This window comes from Salinicola tamaricis, from assembly GCF_003006155.1.
GTDB lineage: Bacteria > Pseudomonadota > Gammaproteobacteria > Pseudomonadales > Halomonadaceae > Salinicola > Salinicola tamaricis.
In genome coordinates, this window is the sequence record NZ_CP023559.1 from 3,076,414 (window position 1) to 3,101,135 (window position 24,722).

A 24,722-nucleotide genomic window follows, 5' to 3' on the forward strand; every position below is an offset into this window, starting at 1 on the left:
GGTGGCTCGCCGGACAGGCTGGCGAGCGCCTCGTCGTAGGGGAAGCGCGGAATGCCCAGATCGGGCTGCGACATCCGCTGGGCACCCAGCAGGCGGCCTTCGCGGGCCGGCTTGAGCAGGTCCAGCCGGGCATCGATGCCGGCGTGGCGCAACTGATGACCAGCGAGGTCAGAAACGCGGTCTTGCCGGCGCGGGAGAGCCCGGTCACCGCCAGGCGCAGTTGGCGATCGCGGCCGCGCTCGATCAGGTTGTGAATCTCTTGGGTCAGGTCTCGGGGCATCGCCTCGTTATCCGCACGCATTCGCCGTCAGGGTAGCTGAAATGTGTGGGTAAACCGCTGTTCAGGCAAGGGCCCCGCGGAAAAAGTGCGCTCGGATACGCGAACGCCCCGCATAGGGCGGGGCGTTCTGGATGAGTCCGTGTCGTCGTCGGGCGCTGAACGCGGCCGATCTCGGCGCACTCAGTTGGCGAAGGTGAGATAGATCGCGAACACCAGCACCAGCAGCAGGATGCCCACCGGCACCGCGCCTTTCCATGGGGTCAGGTCGACTGCCTTGACGTCCTCCTGGATCCAGGCTTCACGCCGCGGTGCGATCTTGCCGATCAGCAGCATGCCGAGGATCAGCAGCACGAACACCCCGGCAACGAAGTGGTACTGGTTGGTCAGGTCGAGGATGGCGTTGAAAGGCGGCACGAAGTAACCCAGCGCGATCAGCACGATACCGCCGATCAGGCCGAAGATGGCGGCGCTCTCGGGGACACGCTTGGTCAGCAGGCCGACGATCACCACCGCCAGGATGGGGATGAAGTAGATCGCGTTCATCGTCTGCAGATAGTCGAACAGGCTCTCCTGCCCGGCCAGCAGCGGCGCGATCGCCATCGATGCCACTGCCATGATCCAGCCGAACACCTTGCCCGACTTGACCACCTCGGCTTCGCTGGCGTCCTTGCGGAACACGCCCTTGTAGAGCCCCAGGCTGAACAGCGTGGTGGTGCTGTTGAGCGCTGAGTTGAACGAGGAGAGGATGGCACCGACCATCACCGCGGCGAAGAAGCCGGTTAGCCACGGCGGCAGCAGGTGGAACACCAGATGGCCGTAGGCCTGATCCGGGGCGATACCGTCGCCGGCGTAGAGCTGGAAGGCGATGATCCCCGGCAGCACCAGATAGAGCGGGCCGAGCAGCTTGAGGAAGCCGGTCAGCAGCACCCCTTTCTGGCCCTCGGCGAGGCTGCGCGCGGCGAAGGTACGCTGGATGATCTGCTGGTTGGTGGACCAGTAGAACAGGTTGATCAGGAAGACCCCGGTGAACAGCGTCGGCCAGGGGACCTGCTGGTCCGGCCCGCCGAGGGAGTTCAGACGCTCTGGCTGAGCTTCTTGGATCGCGTGCCAGCCGGCGGCGATGCCATTGCCGTCACCCACCGCGTCGAGCCCTAGGTAGACGATCAGCAGGCCGCCCACCAGCAGGCCGATGGCGTTGATGGTGTCGGACACCGCGACCGTGCGCAGGCCGCCGAACAGCGCATAGACCGCACCGATCAGGCCCACCCCCCATACCGTCAGCCACAGCAGGGTGGTGCTCGAATCGATGCCGGTCAGCACCGGCAGGTCGAGCATCCCCTGCAGGCCCACGGCGCCGGAGTAGAGAATGATCGGCAGCAGGATCACCGCGTAGGCGATCAGGAAGATCACGTTGCAGATCAACTGGGTGGTCGGGCCGAAGCGCTCCAGCAGCAGCTGTGGCACGGTGGTGATACCGCTGCGCAGAAAGCGCGGCAGGAAGAACAGTGCCAGTAGCACCAGCGCGACCACGGCGACCACTTCCCACGCCATCACGCTGAGACCATCAGCGAAGGCTGCGCCGTTGAGGCCCACCATCTGCTCGGTGGAGAGGTTGGTCATCAGCAGCGAACCGGCGATCAGCGGGAAGGTCAGGCTGCGTCCGGCGAGAAAATAGCCGCGGGTATTGCTGAGATCGTCACGGTGGGTGATGCGCCATGTGATCAAGGCGACCAGCCCCGTGAAAAAGAGAAACGAGATCAGAGTCCATGCATGCATTGGGGCAGTTCCTGGTTGAATGCGTCCCGGCGGCGCCGTCTCGGGCATGCCGCATTACGCTGCGGAGTGTCGGGTAAGTGGGCGCGAAGCGCTATTCGCCATTTGTCTGACATAGCCTGTGCAATGTCTAGGCATGGTATCGGGCTCGCCCAGATCGATGCCCGACGCAGGGCTGTACTGGAAAAGAGCGCGGTGAGTCGAGCGGCGCGATCAGCGCGGAAAAGCGACCGGCAAGGGCAGCGGCAAGCGGCTCGCGCCCCCGACGGGATGGCCTCGGGGGTAGCTGAAAGGGGCCAGATACGCCATTATGCGCAGCCAGCGGCATCGCCGGGATGGCGGTATGACGCCAGGCGCCGGTCTTCATTCGTACCATAGCCGGGGCTGGTGGCAGTGACTGCGCCGTGTGCCCGAGGCGCGGCGCGCTCGAGACGCCGACACGGCTTGGCGGCGGCGCCTATGCTAGACTGCGGCTGTCACAGAAGCACGGATGCTTCGCTATCCCGTCGTATTTCGTCGCAAGTTATCATCGCATTGTCCTTGCCATGGCAAGGCGAGGTGTTGTCGGCGCGCTTCGTTGCCGCCTGCCGCGGCAGGCTCGGCCCGGTGTCAGTGATGGTACCGGATGAGCGTGTTGTTACCGGACAAGATAGTTTTGAAAGGAGTGTGAGTGTGAGTGCATCGATCCGGCAAGGTAACCTTGAACGACGCAAGGGGCTGATACCCGCGGCGGCCCTGGCTGGGCTGCTGCTCAGCGGCATCGCCCAGAACGTACTGGCCTTCGGCTTCGACGACGTCGCCAAGCAGGCCGAAGAGCTCTCCCAGCAGGGTTACAGCGAACCGGAACGCAATCTGCCCGACGAGCTGCGCAACCTGAACTTCGCCCAGTATGAGCAGATCCAGTTCAAGCGCGATCGCGATGTCTGGAGTGGGGATGGAGTGCCGTTCACGCTGAGCTTCTTCCACGAAGGCATGCATTACGACAGCGCGATCAAGCTGCACAGCATCGACGATCAGGGAGAGGTGCACGACTTCGCCTACAAGCCCGACGATTTCACCTACGGCGACCTGAAGCTCTCTGACAAGGTCAAGACCAGTACCGACCTGGGCATCGCCGGCTTCAAGGTGAACTACGCGCTCAATGACAACCCGCGCAAGGACGAGACCATGGTCTTCCTCGGCGCGAGCTACTTCCGCGTGGTCGGCAAGGATCAGGTCTACGGCGTTTCCGGGCGCGGCCTGGCGGTCGACACCGGACTCTCCTCGGGTGAAGAGTTCCCGCGCTTCAAGGAGTTCTGGGTCGTCAAACCGAGCAAGAGCAGCCAGTACCTGACCATTTTCGCACTGCTCGACTCGGCCAGCGTCACCGGCGCTTACCGTTTCGTGCTGCGCCCCGGCGCCGACACCGTGGTCGACGTCAAGTCCCGGCTCTATCTACGCCGTCCGATCGAAAAGCTGGGCATCGCGCCGCTCACCAGCATGTATCTCTTTGGCCCGGCGCAGCCCTCCACCGAGCTCAACTATCGCCCCGCCATCCATGACTCCAACGGCCTTTTGATCAGCGACTCGCAGAACGGCTGGACCTGGCGTGCCCTGGCCAACCCGGCCAAGCTGATGATCAACGAGCAGGCGACCCCGCGGCTGCGTGGCTACGGCCTGATGCAGCGCAACCACGACTTTTCCGCCTATCAGGATATCGCTAACCGCTACGATCTGCGCCCCAGTGCCTGGGTCGAGCCGCAGAACGAGTGGGGCGCGGGCAAAATCGAGCTGATCCAGATTCCGACCCCCAACGAGACCAACGACAACATTGTCTCGATGTGGCTGCCGGAGACCGCGCCCGAGCCGGGCACGCCGCTGGACTACGACTACCGTTTCACCGTGACCAAGAACGAGAGCCGCTACGCCGATCCGTCGCTGGCCTGGGTCGAGCAGACCCGCCGTTCGCGCGGTGAGGTGCTCAAGGACAACCTGGTGCGTGAGTCTGACGGCTCGCTGGCGTTCGTGATCGATTTCGACGGTGCCGCGCTGTCCGGTCTCGGTGCCGACGCCAATATCAGCGTTCAGGCCAGTGTCGGCGACAACGGCGAACTGGTCGGCAGCCGCGCCGAGCCCAACCCGGCCACCGGCGGCTGGCGTGTGTTCGTCAAGGTCAAGCGCAGCGACAACAGCAAGCCGCTGGATATCCGCGCCTACCTCAACAAGGGCGACCAGCGTCTCTCCGAAACCTGGTACTACAGGCTGCCCGCCAATGGCTGATGCGACTCCCTCACAGCGGATCGCATCGCCTGACCAGTATCTCGAGCGCCTGGCGCTCGAGGCCCAGGACCGGGAGGCGCGTCGGCGCTTGCTGGCGAGCGATCTGGATACCCACGACATGGCGGCGCTGCACGCCGCCTTGGGCGGGCACGAGCCGGACCCCGAGGATCCTGCGGCGCAATCGGTAGGGCGGCGGCTGGCGCTGGCCTACGCCGAGCCGCCGCTGGCACCGCCTGAGGTGCTCACCACCGACGCGGCAGGGATCACCCGCCTCGAGACTGCGCCGCCGATGCAGCGCACGCCGCTGGCGCCGGAGGCGTGGTCGACCAACCCGTTCGTGCGTTTCGGGCAGCGCTTTCGCAACTGGGTGGGGCGCGGCTTCCGCCGTCGGGTGCGCCCGGCCAAGCCCAAGCCGCGCTGGCAGTGGGTCGCCACCGGGCGTCGCTGGGTGCTGCTGGTCCTGATCTTCGGGCAGAGCGTGATCGCTGCCAACCAGATGCGCACGGTGCTGCCGGGGCAGGGCGCGCAGTGGCTGGAGATGACCATTCTAGGGTTGTTCGTGCTGCTGTTCGCCTGGGTCTCGGCGGGTTTCTGGACTGCGCTGATGGGCTTTTTCCAGCTTTTGCGCGGGCGCGACCGCTACGCCATCGATTCGGAAGTGGGTGACGAGCCGATCGATCCCAGCGCGCGCACCGCGCTGCTGGTGCCGATCTGCAACGAGGACGTGCCGCGGGTATTCGCCGGGGTGCGCGCGACCCTGGAGTCGTTGCGCCAGAGCGGCAATGACCGTCACTTCGATCTGTTCATCCTGAGCGACACCTTCGACCCCGACACGGCGATCGCCGAGACCCATGCCTGGCTGGCGCTGTGCCGTGATCTCGATGCCTTCGGCCAGGTCTTCTATCGCCGGCGCCAGCGCCGGGTCAAGCGCAAGAGCGGCAACCTCGACGACTTCTGTCGCCGCTGGGGCGCGCTCTACCGCTACATGCTGGTGCTCGATGCCGACAGCGTGATGAGCGGCGCCTGCCTGACGCGTCTGGTGCAGATGATGGAGGCACACCCGGATGCCGGCATCGTGCAGACCGCGCCGCGCGCCTCGGGGCGTCTCAATCTCTATGCGCGCATGCAGCAGTTCGCGACCCGTGTTTACGGCCCGCTGTTCACTGCCGGGTTGCACTTCTGGCAGCTGGGCGAATCGCACTACTGGGGGCACAACGCGATCATCCGCATGGCGCCGTTCATGCGCCACTGCATGCTCGCGCCACTGCCCGGCAAGGGCTCGATGTCGGGGGAGATTCTTTCCCACGACTTCGTCGAGGCGGCGCTGATGCGGCGTGCCGGCTGGGGTGTCTGGATCGCCTACGAGCTCGAGGGCAGCTACGAGGAGATGCCGCCCAACCTGCTCGACGAGCTCAACCGTGACCGCCGCTGGTGTCACGGCAACCTGATGAACTTCCGGTTGTTCCTCTCCAAGGGGATTCACCCGGTTCATCGCGCGGTCTTCCTGACGGGCCTGATGTCCTATATCTCGGCGCCGCTGTGGTGTCTGTTCCTGGTGCTGTCGACGGCGCTGCTGGCCGTGCACACCCTGAGCACACCGAACTACTTCCCCGAACCGGGGATGATGTTCCCGGTCTGGCCGCAGTGGAATCCGACCCTGGCCGTAGGCCTGTTCGGTGCCACCGCGACGCTTTTGTTCCTGCCCAAGGTGCTGAGCGTGGTGCTGGTGTGGATCCAGGGCAGCCGGCAGTTCGGCGGGCCGTTCAAGGTCTTCGTCAGCATGGTGCTGGAGTCGCTGTTCTCGATGGCGCTGGCGCCGGTGCGGATGCTGTTCCATACCCGCTTCGTGCTCACCTCGCTGATGGGCTGGGCGATCCAGTGGCGCTCGCCGTCGCGCGAGAATAGCGACACCACCTGGGGTGACGCGATCCGCAACCACTGGAGTCAAACCCTGATCGGCGCGGTGTGGGCGACCGGGGTCTACTTCATGGAGCCGACCTTCCTGTGGTGGTTGTCGCCGATCGTCGGCGCGATGATGCTGTCGATCCCGGTCTCGGCGCTGTCGAGCCGGGTGGGCCTGGGCAGCGCCTGCTTCCGCGCGCGGCTGTTCCGGATCCCCGAGGAGACCCATCCGCCACGCGTGCTGCGGCGAATGGTGCGTCATCTGGGGCGGATGAACGCGGCGGCGGCCACCCCGCACTTCGTGCAGGTGGTGGTCGATCCGGTCGCCAACGCGCTGGCCACGGCGCTGGGTACCTCGCGCCATGCCACGGCGGAACCGCTGCGCCGGCGCCGCGCAGAGCGCGTGGCGGCAGCGGCGACCCGCGGGCCGGCGGCGATGGGCAATCTCGAACGGCTGGCGTTTCTCGACGATCCGGTGATGATGTCGCAGCTGCACTTCCGTGTGTGGAGCGATGCGCAGGCGCACCGGGAGTGGTTCGAATCCGGCATGCCGTCGCGTGAGTCGACCCGGGTGCCGGTGTTCGGCTGAGCTGCGGCTGTGCGGCGAACGCCAGGATGGGCCGACGATCGTCGGCCCATCGCGTTTATGGGTGGTCGCGGCCGTGAAGATTGTGCCCGGGGTGTCTATCCTTGAGGCGACGGCGGCAAGCGCCGCCTCGACACCCCTCATCGGAATCAAGGAGTGACTCTATGGGCTTTATCTTGTGGCTGATCATCGGGGTATCGCCGGCTGGATCGCGGGTAAGGTGATGCGCGGCGGTGGCTTCGGCATTCTCGGCAATATCGGCGTGGGTATCGTCGGTGCCGTGATCGGTGGCTTCATCTTCAGTCTGCTGGGCCTCTCCTCCAACGGGCTGATCGGGTCGCTGGTGGTGGCCACGATCGGTGTGCCATCATCCTGCTGTGGGTGGTGGCCAAGATCAAGAAGGCGTAGCGCTGAGCAGGCTGGAAGAAGCGCCCGTGTGATGGTCTTTTGGCCGGGTCTGGCGCCTTGCGTCGGGTACGTCGCGCCTTGGGGCGTGCCCGGCGGTGCGAATCGGGTAGAATGAGGCCTTTCGACGGCCAGAGATCTGCAAGGAATGCCTGATTCAAAGACCGCCGTGTCCGGCACGCAAAGCGCCGGCCAGAAGGAGCGTTTCATCGGCCTGGAGTGGCTGCGCTTCTTTCTCGGCCTGTACATCGTCATATTCCACACGCTGCACACCTATCCCTCGATCAGCAGTTGGTCGCACTATGTGACCGATATCGGCTTCTTCTCGACCAGCGCGTTCTCTTCGTGCTCTCGGGTTTTTTGCTGACCCACGTCTATCTCGACGATGCGCATCGCATGCGCGAACCGGTCAAGAGTTTCCTGCTCAAGCGCTTCTCGAATCTCTATCCGATTCATATCGGCTCGTTGATCCTGGCGATGAGCGTGTCGGCGCTGGTCGGCTATCTCGCCATTGCCCCGGGCGACAGCGACATCTCGCTGCGCTTCGTGGTCTACGACGTCAACAATGACATCGGCCAGCTCGACTGGAAAAGCCTCAACCACACCATGTCGCCGCTGGAACGGGCATCAATCTGCTGCTCAACCTGACCCTGCTGCACGCCTGGAACCCGCTCTACCTGACCTTCAATCCGCCCTCATGGTCGATCTCGGCGCTGTTCTTCTTCTATCTGACCTTTCCGTGGCTGGCGCCACGCCTGCGTCGGGTCCTGCACCCGCGGCGCGCCATGCTGTGGGTCAATCTGATCTATCTGATCCCCCCGCTGATCGTGGTCTTCACCACCCATTACGGCGTGCCGGAGACCGGTATCCTGCACCGCAATCCGCTGATCCGGCTACCGGAGTTCGCCGCCGGCATTCTGCTCTATACCTTCTATGCACAGCAGCGGGACGCCGGACGTTCGATGTCGCCGAGCCGGCAGCTGCTGGCGTTGCTCGGTGTGGCCGCCAGCATCGCGGCGGCGCTGTTCCTGCTCGGACGCGGACACGCCTGGTACTACCTGCTGCACGATGGGCTGCTGCTGCCCGGCGCAGTTGACGCTGGTCTACGTGGCCGCGCAGTGGGGTGAGCCCAGGAGCCGGCGGGTCAAGCGCCTGGCCTCGCGTCTGGGCGGCGCCTCGCTGCCGATGTGCGCGCTCCATGTGCCGCTGTACGCAGTGTTCTCGCGCGTCGAAAGGTGCTGTCGGGTGATCCGGGGCTGTGTCTGAGCGACTTCCGCGGTTGCCTGGCCGCGGCCGGCGACGTGCATCTGTGGCTCTATCCCGTGTTCCTGCTGCTCACGGTGCTGTTCTGTACCTGTTCCAGGAGCAGTTCGTGGTGCGGGTCCGGCGCTGGCTGCTGCGCCATCTGCTGCACAAGACGACGCGCACGCACGTCGACAAGATGAGCTGACGTCGCGACAAGCGTGACGCCCCGACGACCTGGCGGTCGGCGGGGCGTTCGCTTTCCGGTACTGTGCCGCCGCGTCCGTGGCGGTCTCCTCGATCGTTCGGCGGGCGTCCTGTCTTCGGCGTTTCACGAGTCTCTCTTTGCGCGAACTTCCTCGTCCAGTGTGGGCTCAGCATTGACACTCTGCGGTTGGCCCGAGGGCGCCGATCCCCGCCAGGCGCTGTCGCCGGTGCAGGCGCGTGATCGCCTGCAGACGCTGCGATCACGGATCGCGACGAGTTCGCCTGGCGCCTGTGGAGAGTACGGTCGATGGGCAGCAGCCTCCGCCCGTCGCGTCTAGCGGCGCTCGAGCTGCTGGCGCTGGGCGGTGCGGTGGGATGGCTCGAGGGCGAGCGCCAGGCCGCCTGGCTCGCCTGGCTGGCGGCGGAGATCGTCACCGCCACCCTCGCGAACCGCTGGCGCGCGCGGGCGCCGTGGAGCGATCCGCTGCTCGATGCCGCTGGGCGCGCGCTGGCCAAGCGCGAACGTCAGGGTCGCGGGGTCGACTGGCCGGCGCTGGCGCGTCAGCTCGAGGGTGCACGAGCATCCGCCGAGTCGCTGTGGGCCGAGCCGCTGTGGGGTGCGCGTGCGACCTTCGCCCCGGTGCTCCGCTGGCCGTTCACTCCCGATCCCGACGAGCGCCTGGGGTGGCAGCGCCTGCTGCGTGAAGAGCTCGACATCGCCGGACGCGATGCGCTGCTCGCGGGTCTTGAATGGCTGGCGCGCCAGGGTTATCGCTACGGCTGGGATATGGACGCCGCCCGGCTCGGGCGCGAGGGCTCGGTGGAAGCCGAGACCTGGCTCGCGTCGCTCGGCGAACAGCGCGAATACGGTCAGGTACTGGTCGCCTTCGTGACCCGCGCGGAGCCGCTCGAGTGGGCGGCCTGGGATTGGCTGCGGCTGATCGATCAGGCTTATCTCGGCTTTGGCGCGGGCTGGCTGTCGGCGCAGGAGGCCGAAACCTTCGCTGCCCACGGCTTGGATCTGTTGCAGCAGCGCTATGCCGACTGGCCCGCCATGGCGCACGCCTACCAGCGCGGCCGCAGCCTGTTCGAGGGGCGTGATCTGTGTGCTGACTTCGAGGCCGATTGGGGCCGTCTGTTGGGGGCGGCCGGCAGCCCCTGGCAGACCCCGCTGGCTCACACGCTCGACAACGACCGCCGTCAGCAGGCGCGGCGTGTGGTGCGTGAACGCCACGCCTCGGCCGATGCCTGGGTGCTGGCGCTGGCGGCGGTGCGGGAGCCGGATCTGGCGACCCGCTACCAGCTCGGCGAGCCGTTGGCGCCGGCGCGGCGCGAGGATGCCGAGCGCTATCTCAACGAGGTGCTGACGCTGCGCCGTGACGAACCGCTGGCGGCGCTGGCGCGCTACTGGATGCCGGCCCAGGCGCACCATCTCAATCAGCTGGCGGCGGATGCGCGTCACCCCGGTGCGGCAGTCAGCGGCCGTGTCGCCGGCGAGCGGCGTCAGGCGCTGAAGGCGTGCGCTGACCATGCCGCGACCATCTTCATGGCCGAGAAGTACGCCTTCTATCTGCTCATGGCGGCGGACAGCGAACGTTACGCGCCGGCCGAGCTGCAGACGCAGGCGCGCTCGCTGGCGGGTGCGCTCGGGCGCTTCTATGCCACGCCGCAGACGCTGCTCGCGGCCTGGCTGACGTGGGAGACGCTGCTCAGCCCCGAGGAGGCGCCGGAGGAGACCGGGCTGGGCGATGACATCGCCTGGCATCTGCGCGACCCCGGCTCGCGCTTTCACTGGTTGACGCCGATCTTCGATAGCCAGTGGCAGGAGCCGGGACCGCGTCCGAGTCTCGAGCAGTTCACCGCGATGTCGCTGGCCGGGCCACTCAACGAGGCGGCATGGCAGTGGCCGCTGCCGCTGGCGGCGGAGGATCGGCGCGCACTGCAGGAGTGGCTGGAGCATCAATACGCGCTGCAGGGGGCGACCGGACTCGCCGAGTTTCTCGATTACCTGCTCGAGGCAGGGGATCGTCAGGAGTATCAGATCAACTACGCCCCCTATACGCTCAACCCGCGCCGCCTGGCCGAGGAGATCGCGATTCTCGAGTCCGGCGACTGCGGTGAGGAGGAGCGGGTGCATCTGCTGCGGCTACGCCACGTGCGCGACAACGCCTGCGGCTGCAACGACGAGGACATGACTGCCTGGGATATCGCCCAGCTGGTCGATCTGAGTCTCGCTGGGCGCCAGCTCGACTGGCTCGACGATGCCGCGCTGACGCGCTATCTCGAGGCGGCGGGGGGGCTCGCCGAGCGCCACTACAGCAGTTGGCAAGCCTACGCGGAAGGGCTCTTCAGCGGTTTCGGCTTCTTCATGGACGACACCCCGGAGCGTGACGATTTCTTGCGTCGCTTCCGCGAGGCGCTGACTGCCTGGCTCGGCGCCTCGCCGCTGCTCGCCGGTAGCTGGGCGAGTCTCGACTTCCCCGGCCGCCCGGGACGCCACTCGACGCCGCTGCACGTCGACGTGCTGGTGGGTGGGCCGCATCGGCTGCACTGAATGCGCCGCCGCGATCGAGTCTCGCTTTCATCACGATAGGGCTCGTCAAAGCCCTATCGATGACATATCATCCGCGGTGTGCTACGCCCGTCGGCCAGACGGCGCGTGGTTTTTTTGATCCTGACTGTCGATGATTCGAGCCGAATACTGGCCGCTTTGGCGGTGATACCCCCACCGGTGTCACCACCACAGCGACTCAATTCGCCCGATGGCGCTTGCCCGGTCGTGAGACACCCGCGGCGTGTATCGAGGCATGCCCGTGGTGGCTCACCGGTGAATGAGGTTGCGCTGAATGCTCAAACGCACGGCCCTGGGGTTGGCCATCGCCTTTGTCGTGAGTGGCTGTTCGACTCCCGCACAACAACAACAGGTTCACGCGCAGTACGCGCTTCCGGTGGCCAAGTCGCGTTTCGTCGTCGCCCAGCAGACGCCGGCGGCATCACCTCCCCGGACGCATCAGCAGGCACGCCAGGTGCGTGACTACCGCCAGCCTTCACCTGTCTCGCCCACTATCATTCGTGAAGCGCTGCTCGACGAGCACCAGCGCTGGGTTGGCACCCCCTATGCACTCGGCGGCAATGGCCGCCACGGCATCGACTGCTCGGCGCTGATGCAGCATGTGTTCACCGAGGCTTTCTCGCTTGAGCTGCCGCGCACCACCGAGGAGCAGGTCCAGGAGGGTAGCCGCGTCTCGCGCAGCGATCTCAAGGCCGGTGATCTGGTCTTCTTTCGCCCGCCGGGGCCCTACAACCATGTCGGTGTCTATGTCGGCGATGGCTACTTCCTGCACGCCTCGACCTCGCAGGGTGTCAAACTGTCGCGGCTCGACAATGTCTACTGGGGACGCTACTACTGGCAAGCGCGGCGCCCGATGGAGCGCACCCAGCTGGCGCAGCGGGTGGTCCTGGCCAGCGAGGGCTGAGGTGTGACGCGACAGCTTATGTACTGCGCCAGGCGCGCCTCGTACGTACAGTCACGTGCCACGATGGACGCAGACAAAACCAGTCGCGATGAACGCAGACAAAAAAAGGGCAGCCGATAGGCTGCCCTTTGTCGTTGCGCCCGCGAGAGCGGAGCGCCGCGGTGTGCGGCTCAGTGCTCGTGGCCGCCTTCACCGTGGACGTGGCCGTGGGACTTCGTCTTCGGTCGCTTCACGCACTTCGGTGATCTCGACGTCGAAGTTGAGTTTTTCACCGGCCAGGGGATGGTTGCCGTCGACGGTGACGGTGTCGCCTTCGACCTTGGTCACGGTGACCATCAACGGGCCTTCCTGGGTCTGGGCCTGGAACTGCATGCCCGGCTGGACTTCCTCGACACCCTGGAAGGCATCGCGCGGCACTTCCTGTACCAGCGCCGGCTGCACTTCACCGTAGCCTTCGTTCGGCTCGACGGCGACCGTGAGCTTGTCACCATTGGTGCGACCTTCGAGCTGCTTCTCCAGCCCCGGGATGATGTTGCCCGCGCCGTGAAGATAGGTCAGCGGATCGCGGCCTTCCGAGCTGTCCAGGACCTCGCCCGCGTCGTTGGTCAGGGTATAGTGAAAAGCGACCACGGAGTTCTGGGCAATCTGCATCTGGGAACTTTGCGTTTGTGCATGTCTCCAATATCGTAACGTGCCATGGCTTCCGTGTCAGGTGGTGAGCGGCTGTCATGGGTGAAAACCGTGCCTCTCGCCCGGCATTCACCGGCAGTTGCGCCGGATCGAGGCTGTGAGTACCCTGCGGAAGGCATTGATATCGTGATCTCTGGGGTGAGGAGAGGTGTTGCATGACCGTGTTTATCGTATGGCTCGTCGCCTTTGCCGTGCTGCTGTTCCTGGCGCTCAAGGCGTGGGAGGGCACGCTGGGTGGCTTGGTCGAACGCTGGCTGCCGGCGCAGCTCAGAGGGGATCCGGCGCAGGATCGCTGGATGGTGTCGGTGGCGCTGGCGATCCTGGGGGCGACGTTCATCGTCAAGCCGATCTCGATGCTGCTGACGCTGATTCTGCTGGCACTGCTGGTATGGGTCGGTAAGCGCCTGGCCTGCTGGGCGTTGCGCAAGGCCAAGCTGCACTGAGCAGGATTTCGGCGATACCACCAGCCAGAGTGACGACGGGCGCTGTCGCGAGTACAGCGCCCGTCGTGTTTCAGGCTTGGGAGTCGCCGGGCTCAGAGCCAAGTGGAGAGGGTGATCGAGCCGAACCGATCACCGCCGTCCTGCTCGTCGAACTCCTTGGTCCGCCACACCGAGCTGTAGGAGAGCTGCCAGCGGTCCCAGGACAGTGCCAGGCCGAGCTGGGCTTCGCCGACCCAAGGGCGACGATCCACCGAGTGGCTATCTTCGAAGGTGTTGCCGTCGAGCAGCATGTTGTGGGCCATGAGCCGGCCCTCAAGATTGGCGAAGAGATACCAGTTGAAACCGCTGTTCTCGCGGAAGTAGACCCGGCTCCCCTGTGACGGTGCCACCGCCGGCACGCCGAAGCTCTGGTCGAGCCCCTGGCCGAGGCGCAGGCCCAGGCCACTGGCGGCATAGGTATAGAGATTACCCACGGCGAAGCCCACCGAGGGACCGAATTCGGTTTCCAGGCCGCCGAGGCGGGCAGTCTTCCACCAGGCGGTCTCGTAAGCCACATTGACAAAGGGCTCGTTGTGAAGCTGGTTGTGCCAGCCTTCGGGCTCGTCGCTGCCGATCCAGTGGTGGAAGTTCTTCTGCACCGTACGTGCACCCGAGCCGGGGCCGACCAGACCTGCATCGAAGAACAGGCCACTGCTGCGGCGCCAGCCGGGCGTGCGCGACTCGTCGAACAGCGAGAGCCCGGCGTAGAGGACGCCAGCGTAGGGGCGGTCGTCTTCGATCAGGCTGCGCTGGTCGATGTCCTCGGGGGTGTAGATCTGCTGGCCGAAGCGATAGGCGGCGCCGTCCAGCGTGGCACCGCTCCAGCCGGGCAGGATATCGGCGAGCTGGCGCGTCCAGTGGTCGGCACTCGGCGCGAAGGACCAGCCGATCTCGAGGCCGTTGGTGTAGTGACCGTCGCCGCCGCTGGCGAACAGGTCGTTTTCCGCTTTGAGTGTCAGCAGGCCATCGGCAGCAGCGGCACCCGACAGCAGCGCCGCGGCGGCAGCCAGGCCGGCCGTGGCCATTATGCGTCCCTTCATGTCCCTGTCATTCCCTTAAGAGTCTTAACCACAGAACATACGATAGCGTATGTAAAGTGCGGGCGACAGGCGAAAATAGTATCAGGCTAACGATGCGTGCCGATCGGGGAGCCCGAACGTAGAAACGGTGCCTCGTAGGGCACCGTTTCGTGACTGCTGACCTGAGATCGGCGCGGGGTGGGCGCCGACAGGCGTCAGTAGGGGGCGACGCTGACGCTGGAGCCGCTGGCGATCAGGCGCACACGCTGGCCGACCTGCCAGTTGCGATCGGCCTTCTGCACGACCACCACGTTCTGGCCGCTGTCCTGGCGGATCTCCAGCTCGTAGGCGTCGACGCGATCGGTCGCCTGCTGGACCTTGCTGCCGGCGATGGTGCCGCCGATCGCGCCCGCCGCGGTAGCCAGGGTCTTGCCGGAGCCGCCGCCCACCTGGTTGCCGAGGAGGCCGCCGATCACCGCGCCGCCGAGGCTTCCCAGCACGCTTTCGCCGTTGCCACCCTGGATCTGTACCGGGCGCACCGATTGAATGGTGCCGTAGCTGACCGACTGTGCGGTCTCGGCCTGATTGCCGCGGTAGACGTCACCCGAATAGGTCGAGGTATTGGTGCAGCCGGCCAGGGCCAGCACGCTCATAGCCAGCGCGGGGATAAGCAGTTTCTTCATGTTCACTCCTCCTGAACCTAGTAGCAAGGTTTTGTGCCAAGGATATTAAAACAGTGTTTCCGAACTCGTCCAGCATTTCTGCCGCGGCCGGCCCGACTCAGTGTAGGCAGCCTGTGGCGAACTTGCCGCCACTCCACGCTCACGCCTCGTCGTCCTCTTCGTCATCCTCATCCCAGCACAGGCTACCGGCGTCGAGCAGCGCGGCCAGCACGGTGGCCGCTTCGGGATGTGCCAGGCTCTTCTGGTCCAGCGGTTCGGCGTCGCACAGGCGGCGCGCCAGCGCCGGGTCGCAGCCTAAGGCATCGCCATCGGCGAACAGCGTCGCCTGGGTCGGCGTCTGCCCCCGCCAGGCGAAGCGCGAGCCGGGGCTGTGCAGCAGGCGTTCGCCGGCGCTGAGCGCTGCCTCCACCTCGGCTGGATCGCTGGGGCTGTCGCTGGGTACCAGCTGATCGAGATACTTGGGCTGGGTCATGGCGCGGCCGAACCATTGCGCCATCTGATCCGGGCGATCGATAGCGGCCAGTAGCAGCGTGCGCACACGGTCCACCGCGGCGTCATCCAGCTCACCGGGGTGCTGCGGCGGCTGCAGATCGGCATCGGTGTAGCGCTGGCTGTCGCCGAGCTGCTCACCGATGTAGTCGGCGAAGGCGGTGACGGTTTCGTCGACCGAGGGCGCGCGAAAGCCGATCGAGAAGGTCATGCAGTCATCCGAGGCGCTGACCCCGTGATGGGCCACGCCCGGCGGCAGGTAGAGCATGTCGCCGGGTTCCAGGACCCAGTCCTGATCGGGCTGGACCTCGAAGGTATCGAGGATGCGCAGATCGATCCCGGCAATCAGCGGCGCGTCGTCGCCGGGATTGCCACCCAACTGCCAGTGGCGCCGTCCACTGGCCTGCAGCAGGAAGACATCGTACTGGTCGACGTGCGGACCCACGCTGCCGCCGGTAGGGGCGTAGCTGACCATGATGTCGTCGAGCCGCCACTGCGGCAGGAAGTCGAACTGGGCGAGCAGCGCGGCGACCTCGGGCACGTAGTGGTCGACCGCCTGCACCAGCAGTGACCAGCCGCTCTCGGGCAGGCGCGCGAAGGTGACGTCGTCGAACGGGCCTTGGCTCACCTGCCACGCCTTGTCCGGGCCCTGCTCCTCGACCAGGCGCGACTCGACCTCGGGCTCGCAGGCCAGGCCGGCGAGATCGTCCGGGTCCAGGGGCGAGACGAAGTCGGGCAGTGCGCCGCGAATCAGCAGCGGCGATTTCTGCCAGTGGCGGCCCAGGAACTGGGCGGGGGTCAGGCCGCCCAGCAGCGTGCGCGGGGTATTGGCGGCGGTCATGGCATCCTCCTGCGGTGGTGCGAGCGCGTTCAGGCGCCCAGCGCCTTGGCCTGGGCGGCGGCGTTGCCGGTGTAGGTACCCGGGGTCAGGGCCTTGAGCTCACGCTTGACCTCGTCCGGCAGTGCCAGGGTGTCGATGAAGGCGGCGAAGCCCGCCTGATCGATACGCTTGCCGCGGGTCAGCGTCTTGAGCTTTTCGTAGGGCTGCTCGATACCATAGCGACGCATCACGGTCTGAATCGGTTCGGCCAGCACTTCCCAGCTCTGATCGAGATCGTCGTCGAGACGCTGGGGGTTGGCCTCGAGTTTGCCGATACCCTTGAGCGAGGCGTGGTAGGCGATCAGGCCGTAGGCCAGGCCCACGCCCAGATTACGCAGCACGGTGGAGTCGGTCAGGTCGCGTTGCCAGCGCGAGATGGGCAGCTTGCGCGCCAGATGATCGAGCAGGGCGTTGGCCAGCCCCAGGTTGCCCTCGGAATTTTCGAAGTCGATCGGGTTGACCTTGTGTGGCATGGTCGAAGAGCCGATCTCGCCGGCCACCGTGCGCTGCTTGAAGTAGCCCAGCGAGATATAGCCCCAGACGTCGCGGTCGAAGTCGATCAGGATGGTGTTGAAGCGGCTGATCGCATCGAACAGCTCGGCGACATAATCATGCGGCTCGATCTGGGTGGTGTAGGGGTTGAAGGTCAGCCCCAGCGACTCGACGAAGCGCTGGGCGTTGTCGGCCCAGTCGACTTCCGGGTAGGTTGCCAGGTGGGCGTTGTAGTTGCCCACGGCGCCATTGATCTTGCCCAGGAACTCCACCGCTTCGACCTGCTTGAGCTGGCGCGCCAGACGGTAGGCGACGTTGGCCATTTCCTTGCCCAGGGTGGTCGGACTGGCGGTCTGTCCGTGGGTGCGCGACAGCATCGGCTGCTCGGCGTGCTCAGCGGCCAGGCGTGCGATGGCAGCGTGGATCTCGCGCATGCTGGGCAGCAGTGCGCCGAGGCCGTCACGCAGCATCAGCGCATAGGAGAGGTTGTTGATGTCTTCACTGGTGCAGGCGAAATGCACGAACTCGCTGATCGCGTGCAGTTCGGGCTGTTCGGCGATCGCCTCCTTGATGAAGTACTCCACCGCCTTGACGTCGTGGTTGGTGGTGCGCTCGATGGTCTTGACGCGCTCGGCGTCGCTCACCGAGAAACGCTTCACCAGCTGGTCGAGAAAGGCCTGGGCCTCGGCGGAGAGCGCCGGCACCTCGGCGATGCCGGGATGTGCGGCCAGGCACTCGAGCCAGCGCACCTCGACGGTGACACGGGCACGGATCAGGCCGAACTCGCTGAAATGCTGGCGCAGGGCGGCTGTCTTGTCGGCGTAGCGCCCGTCGACGGGAGAGAGGGCGGTGAGAGCAGAGAGGTCGTTCATCTTGGGTTCCCGAAGCGTCGCGCGAGCGGGCGGCTCGCGTTGGAAGAAGCGAAAAAGCAGGCGTGGGCGGCCCGCGCTCAGTGGCCGTCGAGCTCGCGCAGGGCACGCTTGAGCGCGCCGCGCTGGAAGATCAGGCTCCAGCGTCGGCCGCCCTGCTGGTGCCACAGCAGGGCAAAGCGCACGCCGCCGAGCAGCGCGGTGCGGATGCGCGGAGGCATGCCCGGGCTCTGTAGCAGGCTCGGCTCGCCCTGCACCACGATGCGGTAGCGGAAGGTCGAAAGCGTCTCCTGATACAGCTCACCGAGGCTGGCGATCACGTTGTCGTGGGTGTTACCGAAGTGTTCGGCCTGACCTTGGATGCGCCCCAGACGCTCGCCCAGGGTGCGCATCATGGCCTGATTCTTGCGCAGCTTCTGCATCAGCAGCACCATCGAGAAGCCGTAGCGCATCACCGCTGGGTCTGCCTGCTGGCGTGACATCACCGCCAGCAGCGTGTCGATACCCTGGCGCAGGTTGTTGTGGTGGCCGCCATAGATCGACTCGAAGGTGGGCGGGTCGGTGTCGAGCGTGGCGCGCACCAGCGTGTTCCAGGCGCGCTCGTCACAGTGGCCGGTGCGCGCGAGCTGGTCGACCACCGTAGCGGCCTGAAACACGCCGGCGAGGGCCAGTGCCTGACGACCGCTGGCGCCCAGTGGGGCTGACTGGATGGGCGTTGGGTTCATGCCGAACGCGCGCTCCCTATGAGTGAGGTGGGCTCGGCCGCGCCGGTAGCGGTGGTTGCGGTGGCGCGGATCACCGCACCGCCGAGGCAGACGTCGTCGGCGTAGAGCACCAGCGACTGACCCGGGGTGACCGCGCGCTGCGGCGTGTCGAAGTGCACTGCCAGGCCGCCATCGTCGAGCACCTGCACCTGGCACGGTTCGTCCTGCTGACGGTAGCGAGTCTTGGCGCGCAGGCGCGCGGCCTCGGGCGGGGTGCCGGCGATCCAGGCGGCGGGTTCGCAGTAGGCAGTGTCGCTGTAGAGCAGCGGATGCTCGCCCTGAACCACCACCAGTACATTGCGCTCGAGATCCTTGGTGGCAACGAACCACGGATCTTCGCTGTGCGCCTTGAGCCCGCCGATACCCAGGCCGCGGCGCTGGCCCAGGGTGTAGTACATCAGGCCCGTGTGCTCGCCGACCACTTCACCCTCGGGCGTCTCGATACGTCCCGGCTGGGCCGGCAGGTACTGCTTGAGGAAGTCGCTGAAGCGGCGTTCGCCGATGAAGCAGATCCCGGTCGAATCCTTCTTGCGCGCGGTGGCCAGGCCGTGGCGCTCGGCCAGGGCGCGAACTTCGGACTTCTCCAGCTCACCCACCGGGAACAGGGTCTTGGCGATCGCCGCCCCCGGCACCGCGTGCAGGAAGTAGCTCTGGTCCTTGTTGGCATCGCGACCCTTGAGCAGCTCGGCGCGGCCGTCCGCGGTGAGGCGCCGGCGCACGTAGTGGCCGGTGGCGATCAGGTCCGCGCCGAGCATCTCGGCATAGTCGAGAAAGACTTTGAACTTGATCTCGCGGTTGCACAGGATGTCAGGATTGGGCGTGCGTCCGGCCTGGTACTCGGCGAGGAAGTGTTCGAAGACGTTGTCCCAGTACTCGGCAGCGAAGTTGGCCGTGTGCAACTTGATGCCGAGGCTGTCGCAGACCGCCTGGGCATCGGCCAGATCCGCCATCGCGGTGCAGTACTCGGTGCCGTCGTCCTCGTCCCAGTTCTTCATGAACAGGCCCTCGACGCGGTAACCCTGTTCGAGCAGGCGCAGCGCGGTGACCGAGGAGTCGACGCCACCGGACATGCCCACGATCACGGTGGTGGCACCGGTCGCGGTCGGGCCCTCGGGAGTCTCGGATGGAGGTGTGGCAAGCGTCATGGCGAATCTCTGGCCGACAGGGTCCGTGGCGAGCGGGGCGCAACCCCCGGCACCGGCACGGGCCGCGGAATAAATGACCCGGGATTATAGCCGAAAGCGCGGGGCAGCATCGAGTGCACCGCGCTGTCGGCTCGCGTGGCGGTGGCGCGGGCATGGCGAGTTTGGCGACGAGGACTTGGCGGCGAGAGTCTGGTCGCGAGCGTCTGGCTGCGCGGTTGTCAGCGCTCGCGAATCGCGTCCAGCGGGAAACGGCGGCCCTCGCGCACGTCGCGCAGACGCTGCATCACCACCGGGCTGCGCAGACGGCGGGCGCGCTCGAGGTCATCGATCTCGTCGAAGGTCAGCCAGTGGGCGCTGACGATCCCCTTGTCGAGTGGATTGCCCAGGTGCGCCAGCGGTAGTCCCAGAAAGGCGTGGCTATGAAAGGTGAGCCCGTCCTGGGTGTGGTGGATATAAAGGCCGAGATAGTCGGTGATCGCCACCTGCCAGGCCGCCTCCTCGCGCACTTCGCGTTCGGCTGCAGAGACCAGCCGCTCGCCGCGCTCGAGGTGGCCGGCGGGCTGATTGTAGAGGCTGAATGGGCCGCCACGATCCTCCTCGACCATCAGGTAGCGGCCGGCGCGTTCCACCACGACGGCCACGGTCACGCGTGGTGTCCAGCGATTCATGTCATCTCTCTCCCCACTCGAACGCTTCCACGGCGCACTCTTCTGGCTACCGGGCTGGCTATGATCATACCGGGTCTGGCGTCGCGGCACAGCCCGCGCGGCCCAACCCGAGGCCTGCGCTCAGCGGCGTCGGCGCGTCCGCGCGCGTCCCGGGACAGGTGCCGTCGGCAGGTTGAGCGGTTCACTACGCCACGCCCCGGGAGCCAGATCCCCCAGCTGCCAGGGGCCGATCGCCACCCGCATCAGGCGTAGCGTTGGGTGGCCGATATGGGCGGTCATGCGCCGGACCTGGCGGTTGCGTCCCTCGCGCAGCTCGATCTCCAGCCAAGTGGTGGGAATGTCGCGGCGAAAGCGTACCGGCGGGTCGCGCGGCGCTGGTGGCGGGCCAGCCAGCCGGCGAACCCGGGCCGGTCGCGTCGGGCCATCCTTGAGTGTCACCCCGCGGGCGAGTGTCGTCAGGGCGGCGTCATCGGGTGCCCCTTCGACCTGCACCCAGTAGCGTTTGGCCAGCTTGTGGCGTGGGTCGCTGATGCGATGGATCAAACCGCCGTCGTCGGTGAGCAGCAGCAGGCCCTCCGAGTCGTAGTCGAGACGGCCGGCGGCGTAGACGTCGGGCACCGCCAGATGGTCGGCCAGCGTGGCGCGACCGCGGTCGTCAGTGAACTGGCAGAGCACCTGATAAGGTTTGTGCAGCAGATAGATTCGACCCATGGCGTTCGCGTCGAAGCGGCTCCTGGAGAGGTGAGTGGGCAGCGTGACAGGGCGTGGCCAGCGAGTGGCCGGGCGCGGGTGGTGACCGCGGCGGGGCTGACGCCAGGGCTCACGGCTAACTATTTTTTGTTCGGGCTTGCATCATGGCGATATCGGCCGCATCTTCAAGGGAACCTCGGGTCTTCAACGGTATCCAACACCTCACTGAGAGACGGCTCGATTCGCACTCGTGCGAGGCAATCCAGGTGCCGGCGCCAGGCGAGGCACAGGGTACCGGTACCGGTTGCCAGCTGCACTCGCTGCAACACCTGTGCGACGATGGACGACCCCGGCCCGTGCACTCAGGAATTCATCCTTACCATGTTAGAGATCGTAAATAGCGTGTCGTCTGATTCCCATGGGGAGCCGGCGCGTCTCGGCATGACGCGCCCTCCCGACCCTGATCACCACGAGCAGGGAGACGTTGCCGAACAGGCGTCGGAGCCGCAGCTGGCGCCGCCGCCGATGTACAAGGTCGTACTCTATAACGACGACTACACCCCGATGGAGTTCGTCGTCGAGATACTTCAACGTTTCTTCGCCATGGACAGTGAGAAGGCGGTGCAGATCATGCTCGCCGTGCACACCCAGGGGAAGGCGACCTGCGGCATCTTCACCCGTGACGTGGCGGAGACCAAGTGTCATCTGGTCAACGAGTATGCGCGCGAGTGCGAACATCCGCTGATGTGCGATGTGGATGCCGTCGAGTAGGGGTGGTGGGGCGGTCCGTGACGCTTTGTGCGTCGGGGACTTGCGAAACCGCTGTTTGTGCCCGATTGTGAAAGTGCCGACCGACGCCCTCAGTGGCTAAAAGGGGACTGCCATGTTGAGTAAAGAACTTGAACTCACCCTGAACACGGCCTTCACCGTGGCGCGCTCCAAGCGACACGAGTTCATGACCGTGGAGCACTTGCTGCTGGCGCTTCTCGATAATGCTTCGGCAGCCGACGTGCTGAATGCCTGTGGGGCGAATCTGGAGAAGCTTCGTGCCGATCTGCAGGATTTCATCAATTCCACCACGCCGCTGATCCCCGAGGATCAGGACGATCGCGAAACCCAGCCTACGCTGGGCTTCCAGCGCGTGCTGCAACGCGCAGTGTTCCATGTCCAGTCATCCGGTAAGAGCGAAGTCACCGGCGCCAACGTGCTGGTCGCGATCTTCTCCGAACAGGAAAGCCAGGCGGTCTATTTCCTCAAGCAGCAGAGCGTGGCTCGCGTTGACGCGGTCAACTACATTGCTCACGGCATCTCCAAGGTGGCTGGCCACGGCCAGTCGCAGCAGCCCTCTCAGGAGTCCGAGGAGGGTGAAGAGGCCGCCGCCGAGAATGGCCAGCATCCGCTCACCAGCTACGCTACCAACCTCAACGATCAGGCCCGGCTGGGCAAGATCGACCCGCTGATCGGACGCGATCACGAGCTCGAGCGCGTGGTGCAGATCCTGGCGCGCCGGCGCAAGAACAACCCGCTGCTGGTGGGTGAGGCCGGTGTCGGCAAGACCGCTATCGCCGAAGGTCTGGCCAAGCGTATCGTCGAGGAAGATGTGCCCGATGTGATCTCCGATGCGGTGGTCTATTCACTCGACATGGGTGCGCTGCTGGCGGGCACCAAATATCGCGGCGATTTCGAGAAGCGCCTCAAGGGGCTGCTGGCGGAGCTGCGCAAGCAGGAGAACTCGATCCTGTTCATCGACGAAATCCATACCGTGATCGGCGCCGGCGCCGCCTCGGGTGGGGTCATGGATGCCTCGAACCTGCTCAAGCCGCTGCTCTCCTCGGGCGAGCTGCGCTGCATCGGCTCGACCACCTTCCAGGATTTCGCGGTATCTTCGAGAAGGATCGCGCCCTGGCTCGCCGCTTCCAGAAGGTCGACGTGCCCGAGCCCTCGGTGGACGACACCATTCGCATCCTCAAGGGGCTGCGCGGGCGCTTCGAGGAGCACCACCAGCTCAAGTACACCGACGGTGCGCTGGAAAGTGCGGCGCGTCTGGCGGATCGCTATATCAACGACCGCCACCTGCCGGACAAGGCGATCGACGTCATCGACGAGGCCGGTGCGCACCAACGGCTGCTGCCGCCCGAGGCGCGGGTCGCGACTATCGATGTCGATCAGGTTGAGGCGGTAGTGGCGTCGATCGCGCGGATTCCGCCGAAGAGCGTCTCCAGCTCCGATCGCAAGCTGCTCTCCAATCTTGAGCGCGATCTCAAGATGCTGGTATTCGGTCAGGACGAGGCGATTACCAGCCTGTCGGCGGCGATCAAACTCTCGCGGGCCGGGCTCAAGTCGCCGACAAGCCGGTCGGCAGCTTCCTGTTTGCCGGGCCCACCGGGGTCGGCAAGACCGAAGTGGCGCGTCAGCTCTCGCACCTGATGGGGATCGAACTGGTCCGCTTCGACATGTCCGAGTACATGGAGCGCCACACGGTGTCGCGCCTGATCGGGGCGCCCCCCGGCTATGTCGGCTACGACCAGGGTGGTCTGCTGACCGAGGCGATCAACAAGCAGCCGCACTGCGTGCTGCTGCTCGATGAGATCGAGAAGGCGCACCCGGAGGTCTTCAACCTGCTGCTGCAGGTGATGGACCATGGGCCGTGACCGACAACAACGGCCGCGAGGCGGACTTCCGTCATGTGATCATCATCATGACCTCGAACGCTGGCGCCGAGCAGATCTCGCGTCGCTCGATCGGGTTCCAGACCCAGGATCACTCGACCGATGGCATGGAGGTGATTCGCCGGACCTTCTCACCGGAGTTTCGCAACCGCCTCGACGGGATCATCCAGTTCCATGGCCTCGAACCGTCGATCGTGCGTAACGTGGTCGACAAGTTCCTGGTCGAGCTCCAGGCTCAGCTCGACGAGAAGCGGGTGCAGCTGGATGTCGACGAGGACGCTCGCCGCTGGCTGGCCGAGAAGGGCTACGATCCGGAGATGGGAGCGCGACCGATGGCTCGCGTGATCCAGGAGAAGCTGAAGAAACCGCTGGCCGAGATGATCCTGTTCGGCGATCTGGCCGAGAACGGCGGCGTGGTCCACGTCACCGTGGAGAACGACGAGCTGCAGCTGGAGACCGAGGCCGAAGTGGCCTAGTCGGGTTGCTCGAGTGGCTGGCCGAGCCGCCAGCCACTCGGTGTCCTGACGGGCGCTCTCGATACGGCAGAACGTTGCAACGATCCGGTCTCGAATTCACAGCGTCTTTAGACGGCTACGCCTCGAAACGACAACGCCTCGCCATGGCAACATGGCGAGGCGTTTTCGATTCTGGGTGCTGGCGACGGCTGACGCCCGTGACAACGGTGGCTCAGGGCGCAAAAACAGGCGGAAAGTGAATTCCCGTCAGCGGTGCCGAAGGGCAGGGCTCAGCGCGAGCGGTAGACGATGCGGCCCTTGGAAAGGTCGTAGGGGTGAGTTCGACCTTGACCTTGTCGCCGGTCAGGATGCGAATGTAGTTCTTGCGCATCTTGCCGGAAATATGGGCGGTGACGACGTGGCCATTTTCCAGCTCGACGCGGAACATGGTGTTGGGCAGCGTGTCGACGACGACACCCTCCATTTCGATATGATCTTCTCGTGCCATATAGGCGATCCCTCTTGGGTATTGGTTGGCGGACCGCTCGGTCGGCCGTCGACGCGCACCACCGCGAACGGCAGCGGTGCCATCCACGG

General features: G+C 65.8%; 19 protein-coding genes and 5 pseudogenes. 12 read left to right on the plus strand and 12 right to left on the minus strand.

Going from position 1 to position 24,722, the window contains the following annotated elements:
• Nucleotides 1-2 precede the first annotated feature (2 nt).
• Nucleotides 3-152 (minus strand): annotated as a pseudogene (locus tag CN538_RS26420) (YcjX family protein); the annotation flags it as partial.
• Between the two features lie 308 nt (nucleotides 153-460).
• On the minus strand, nucleotides 461-2,056 hold the full coding sequence (locus CN538_RS14175; protein ID WP_106419852.1) for a solute:sodium symporter family transporter: 1,596 nt from the start codon (nucleotides 2,054-2,056) through the stop codon (nucleotides 461-463).
• Nucleotides 2,057-2,725: 669 nt separating this feature from the next.
• Between CN538_RS14175 and CN538_RS14180 the strand changes: the two genes are divergently transcribed.
• The 9 genes and pseudogenes from CN538_RS14180 (at nucleotide 2,726) to CN538_RS14205 (ending at nucleotide 12,130) form a co-directional block, all read left to right on the plus strand.
• Entirely contained in the window at nucleotides 2,726-4,312 is a 1,587-nt protein-coding gene (locus CN538_RS14180; RefSeq protein ID WP_242495160.1) for a glucan biosynthesis protein G, read from the plus strand.
• Nucleotides 4,305-6,803 carry a glucans biosynthesis glucosyltransferase MdoH gene (gene mdoH, locus CN538_RS14185; RefSeq protein WP_106419853.1) on the plus strand — a complete coding sequence of 833 codons (2,499 nt, stop codon included), beginning with the start codon at nucleotides 4,305-4,307 and terminating at the stop codon, nucleotides 6,801-6,803. The genes CN538_RS14180 and mdoH overlap by 8 nt, the downstream gene beginning before the upstream one ends.
• Before the next feature lie 161 nt (nucleotides 6,804-6,964).
• Nucleotides 6,965-7,208: pseudogene (locus CN538_RS14190) on the plus strand (GlsB/YeaQ/YmgE family stress response membrane protein).
• Between the two features lie 166 nt (nucleotides 7,209-7,374).
• Complete coding sequence (locus tag CN538_RS23160; RefSeq protein WP_242495161.1) at nucleotides 7,375-7,572, plus strand: hypothetical protein; 198 nt, start codon at nucleotides 7,375-7,377, stop codon at nucleotides 7,570-7,572.
• Entirely contained in the window at nucleotides 7,551-7,853 is a 303-nt protein-coding gene (locus tag CN538_RS23165) for a hypothetical protein (protein WP_242495163.1), read from the plus strand. The genes CN538_RS23160 and CN538_RS23165 overlap by 22 nt, the downstream gene beginning before the upstream one ends.
• 29 nt (nucleotides 7,854-7,882) lie before the next feature.
• Nucleotides 7,883-8,332: an acyltransferase family protein gene (locus tag CN538_RS23170; protein ID WP_340638345.1), complete on the plus strand. Its 450-nt coding sequence runs from the start codon at nucleotides 7,883-7,885 to the stop codon at nucleotides 8,330-8,332.
• A 182-nt stretch (nucleotides 8,333-8,514) separates the two neighbouring features.
• Nucleotides 8,515-8,655 (plus strand): hypothetical protein, encoded by a 141-nt coding sequence (locus CN538_RS23175; RefSeq protein WP_242495165.1) that lies wholly within the window; start codon nucleotides 8,515-8,517, stop codon nucleotides 8,653-8,655.
• Nucleotides 8,656-8,961: 306 nt separating this feature from the next.
• Complete coding sequence (locus CN538_RS14200) at nucleotides 8,962-11,208, plus strand: DUF1266 domain-containing protein (RefSeq protein WP_106419854.1); 2,247 nt, start codon at nucleotides 8,962-8,964, stop codon at nucleotides 11,206-11,208.
• 292 nt (nucleotides 11,209-11,500) lie between these two features.
• Complete coding sequence (locus CN538_RS14205) at nucleotides 11,501-12,130, plus strand: C40 family peptidase (protein WP_106419855.1); 630 nt, start codon at nucleotides 11,501-11,503, stop codon at nucleotides 12,128-12,130.
• 170 nt (nucleotides 12,131-12,300) lie between these two features.
• Here CN538_RS14205 and slyD read toward each other — a convergent pair.
• A pseudogene (slyD, locus tag CN538_RS14210) lies at nucleotides 12,301-12,781 on the minus strand (peptidylprolyl isomerase).
• A 194-nt stretch (nucleotides 12,782-12,975) separates the two neighbouring features.
• Here slyD and CN538_RS14215 point away from each other — a divergent pair.
• Complete coding sequence (locus tag CN538_RS14215; RefSeq protein ID WP_106419856.1) at nucleotides 12,976-13,263, plus strand: hypothetical protein; 288 nt, start codon at nucleotides 12,976-12,978, stop codon at nucleotides 13,261-13,263.
• Between the two features lie 92 nt (nucleotides 13,264-13,355).
• Here CN538_RS14215 and CN538_RS14220 read toward each other — a convergent pair whose 3' ends face one another.
• From CN538_RS14220 to CN538_RS14255, 8 genes are all read right to left on the minus strand, one after another.
• Nucleotides 13,356-14,342, minus strand: coding sequence for a lipid A deacylase LpxR family protein (locus CN538_RS14220; protein WP_242495168.1), 987 nt, complete (start codon nucleotides 14,340-14,342; stop codon nucleotides 13,356-13,358).
• A gap of 194 nt (nucleotides 14,343-14,536) precedes the next feature.
• A complete protein-coding gene (locus CN538_RS14225; protein WP_106419858.1) occupies nucleotides 14,537-15,004 on the minus strand; it encodes an outer membrane lipoprotein in 468 nt (155 codons plus the stop codon).
• A 139-nt stretch (nucleotides 15,005-15,143) separates the two neighbouring features.
• A complete protein-coding gene (locus tag CN538_RS14230) occupies nucleotides 15,144-16,334 on the minus strand; it encodes a ribosomal protein uL16 3-hydroxylase (protein WP_106419859.1) in 1,191 nt (396 codons plus the stop codon).
• A gap of 29 nt (nucleotides 16,335-16,363) precedes the next feature.
• Nucleotides 16,364-17,737 (minus strand): adenylosuccinate lyase, encoded by a 1,374-nt coding sequence (gene purB / locus CN538_RS14235; protein WP_106419860.1) that lies wholly within the window; start codon nucleotides 17,735-17,737, stop codon nucleotides 16,364-16,366.
• A 77-nt stretch (nucleotides 17,738-17,814) separates the two neighbouring features.
• Nucleotides 17,815-18,459: a high frequency lysogenization protein HflD gene (gene hflD, locus CN538_RS14240; protein WP_106419861.1), complete on the minus strand. Its 645-nt coding sequence runs from the start codon at nucleotides 18,457-18,459 to the stop codon at nucleotides 17,815-17,817.
• A complete protein-coding gene (gene mnmA / locus CN538_RS14245; RefSeq protein WP_106419862.1) occupies nucleotides 18,456-19,643 on the minus strand; it encodes a tRNA 2-thiouridine(34) synthase MnmA in 1,188 nt (395 codons plus the stop codon). Before mnmA ends, hflD begins: the two co-directional genes overlap by 4 nt.
• A gap of 218 nt (nucleotides 19,644-19,861) precedes the next feature.
• The gene (locus CN538_RS14250) at nucleotides 19,862-20,290 is read right to left on the minus strand and encodes an NUDIX domain-containing protein (protein WP_340638119.1); all 429 of its coding nucleotides are present in this window, start codon (nucleotides 20,288-20,290) and stop codon (nucleotides 19,862-19,864) included.
• Between the two features lie 141 nt (nucleotides 20,291-20,431).
• A complete protein-coding gene (locus CN538_RS14255) occupies nucleotides 20,432-21,022 on the minus strand; it encodes a pseudouridine synthase (protein WP_106419864.1) in 591 nt (196 codons plus the stop codon).
• Between the two features lie 420 nt (nucleotides 21,023-21,442).
• Here CN538_RS14255 and clpS point away from each other — a divergent pair, with 420 nt between their 5' ends.
• Both clpS and clpA read left to right on the plus strand, forming a co-directional pair.
• Complete coding sequence (gene clpS, locus CN538_RS14260; RefSeq protein ID WP_245392364.1) at nucleotides 21,443-21,772, plus strand: ATP-dependent Clp protease adapter ClpS; 330 nt, start codon at nucleotides 21,443-21,445, stop codon at nucleotides 21,770-21,772.
• A gap of 112 nt (nucleotides 21,773-21,884) precedes the next feature.
• Nucleotides 21,885-24,146 (plus strand): annotated as a pseudogene (clpA, locus tag CN538_RS14265) (ATP-dependent Clp protease ATP-binding subunit ClpA).
• A gap of 269 nt (nucleotides 24,147-24,415) precedes the next feature.
• Here the strand turns inward: clpA and infA are convergent.
• Nucleotides 24,416-24,633, minus strand: a pseudogene (infA, locus tag CN538_RS14270) (translation initiation factor IF-1).
• Between the last annotated feature and the right edge of the window lie 89 nt (nucleotides 24,634-24,722).

Excerpts from the sequence above, each read along its gene's own strand:
- CN538_RS14175 (WP_106419852.1), bottom strand. The coding sequence starts at position 2,056 with ATGCATGCATGGACTCTGATCTCGTTTCTCTTTTTCACGGGGCTGGTC.
- mdoH (WP_106419853.1), top strand. The coding sequence starts at position 4,305 with ATGGCTGATGCGACTCCCTCACAGCGGATCGCATCGCCTGACCAGTAT.
- CN538_RS14200 (WP_106419854.1), top strand. The coding sequence starts at position 8,962 with ATGGGCAGCAGCCTCCGCCCGTCGCGTCTAGCGGCGCTCGAGCTGCTG.
- CN538_RS14205 (WP_106419855.1), top strand. The coding sequence starts at position 11,501 with ATGCTCAAACGCACGGCCCTGGGGTTGGCCATCGCCTTTGTCGTGAGT.
- CN538_RS14215 (WP_106419856.1), top strand. The coding sequence starts at position 12,976 with ATGACCGTGTTTATCGTATGGCTCGTCGCCTTTGCCGTGCTGCTGTTC.
- CN538_RS14220 (WP_242495168.1), bottom strand. The coding sequence starts at position 14,342 with ATGAAGGGACGCATAATGGCCACGGCCGGCCTGGCTGCCGCCGCGGCG.
- CN538_RS14225 (WP_106419858.1), bottom strand. The coding sequence starts at position 15,004 with ATGAAGAAACTGCTTATCCCCGCGCTGGCTATGAGCGTGCTGGCCCTG.
- CN538_RS14230 (WP_106419859.1), bottom strand. The coding sequence starts at position 16,334 with ATGACCGCCGCCAATACCCCGCGCACGCTGCTGGGCGGCCTGACCCCC.
- purB (WP_106419860.1), bottom strand. The coding sequence starts at position 17,737 with ATGAACGACCTCTCTGCTCTCACCGCCCTCTCTCCCGTCGACGGGCGC.
- hflD (WP_106419861.1), bottom strand. The coding sequence starts at position 18,459 with ATGAACCCAACGCCCATCCAGTCAGCCCCACTGGGCGCCAGCGGTCGT.
- mnmA (WP_106419862.1), bottom strand. The coding sequence starts at position 19,643 with ATGACGCTTGCCACACCTCCATCCGAGACTCCCGAGGGCCCGACCGCG.
- CN538_RS14255 (WP_106419864.1), bottom strand. The coding sequence starts at position 21,022 with ATGGGTCGAATCTATCTGCTGCACAAACCTTATCAGGTGCTCTGCCAG.
- clpS (WP_245392364.1), top strand. The coding sequence starts at position 21,443 with ATGACGCGCCCTCCCGACCCTGATCACCACGAGCAGGGAGACGTTGCC.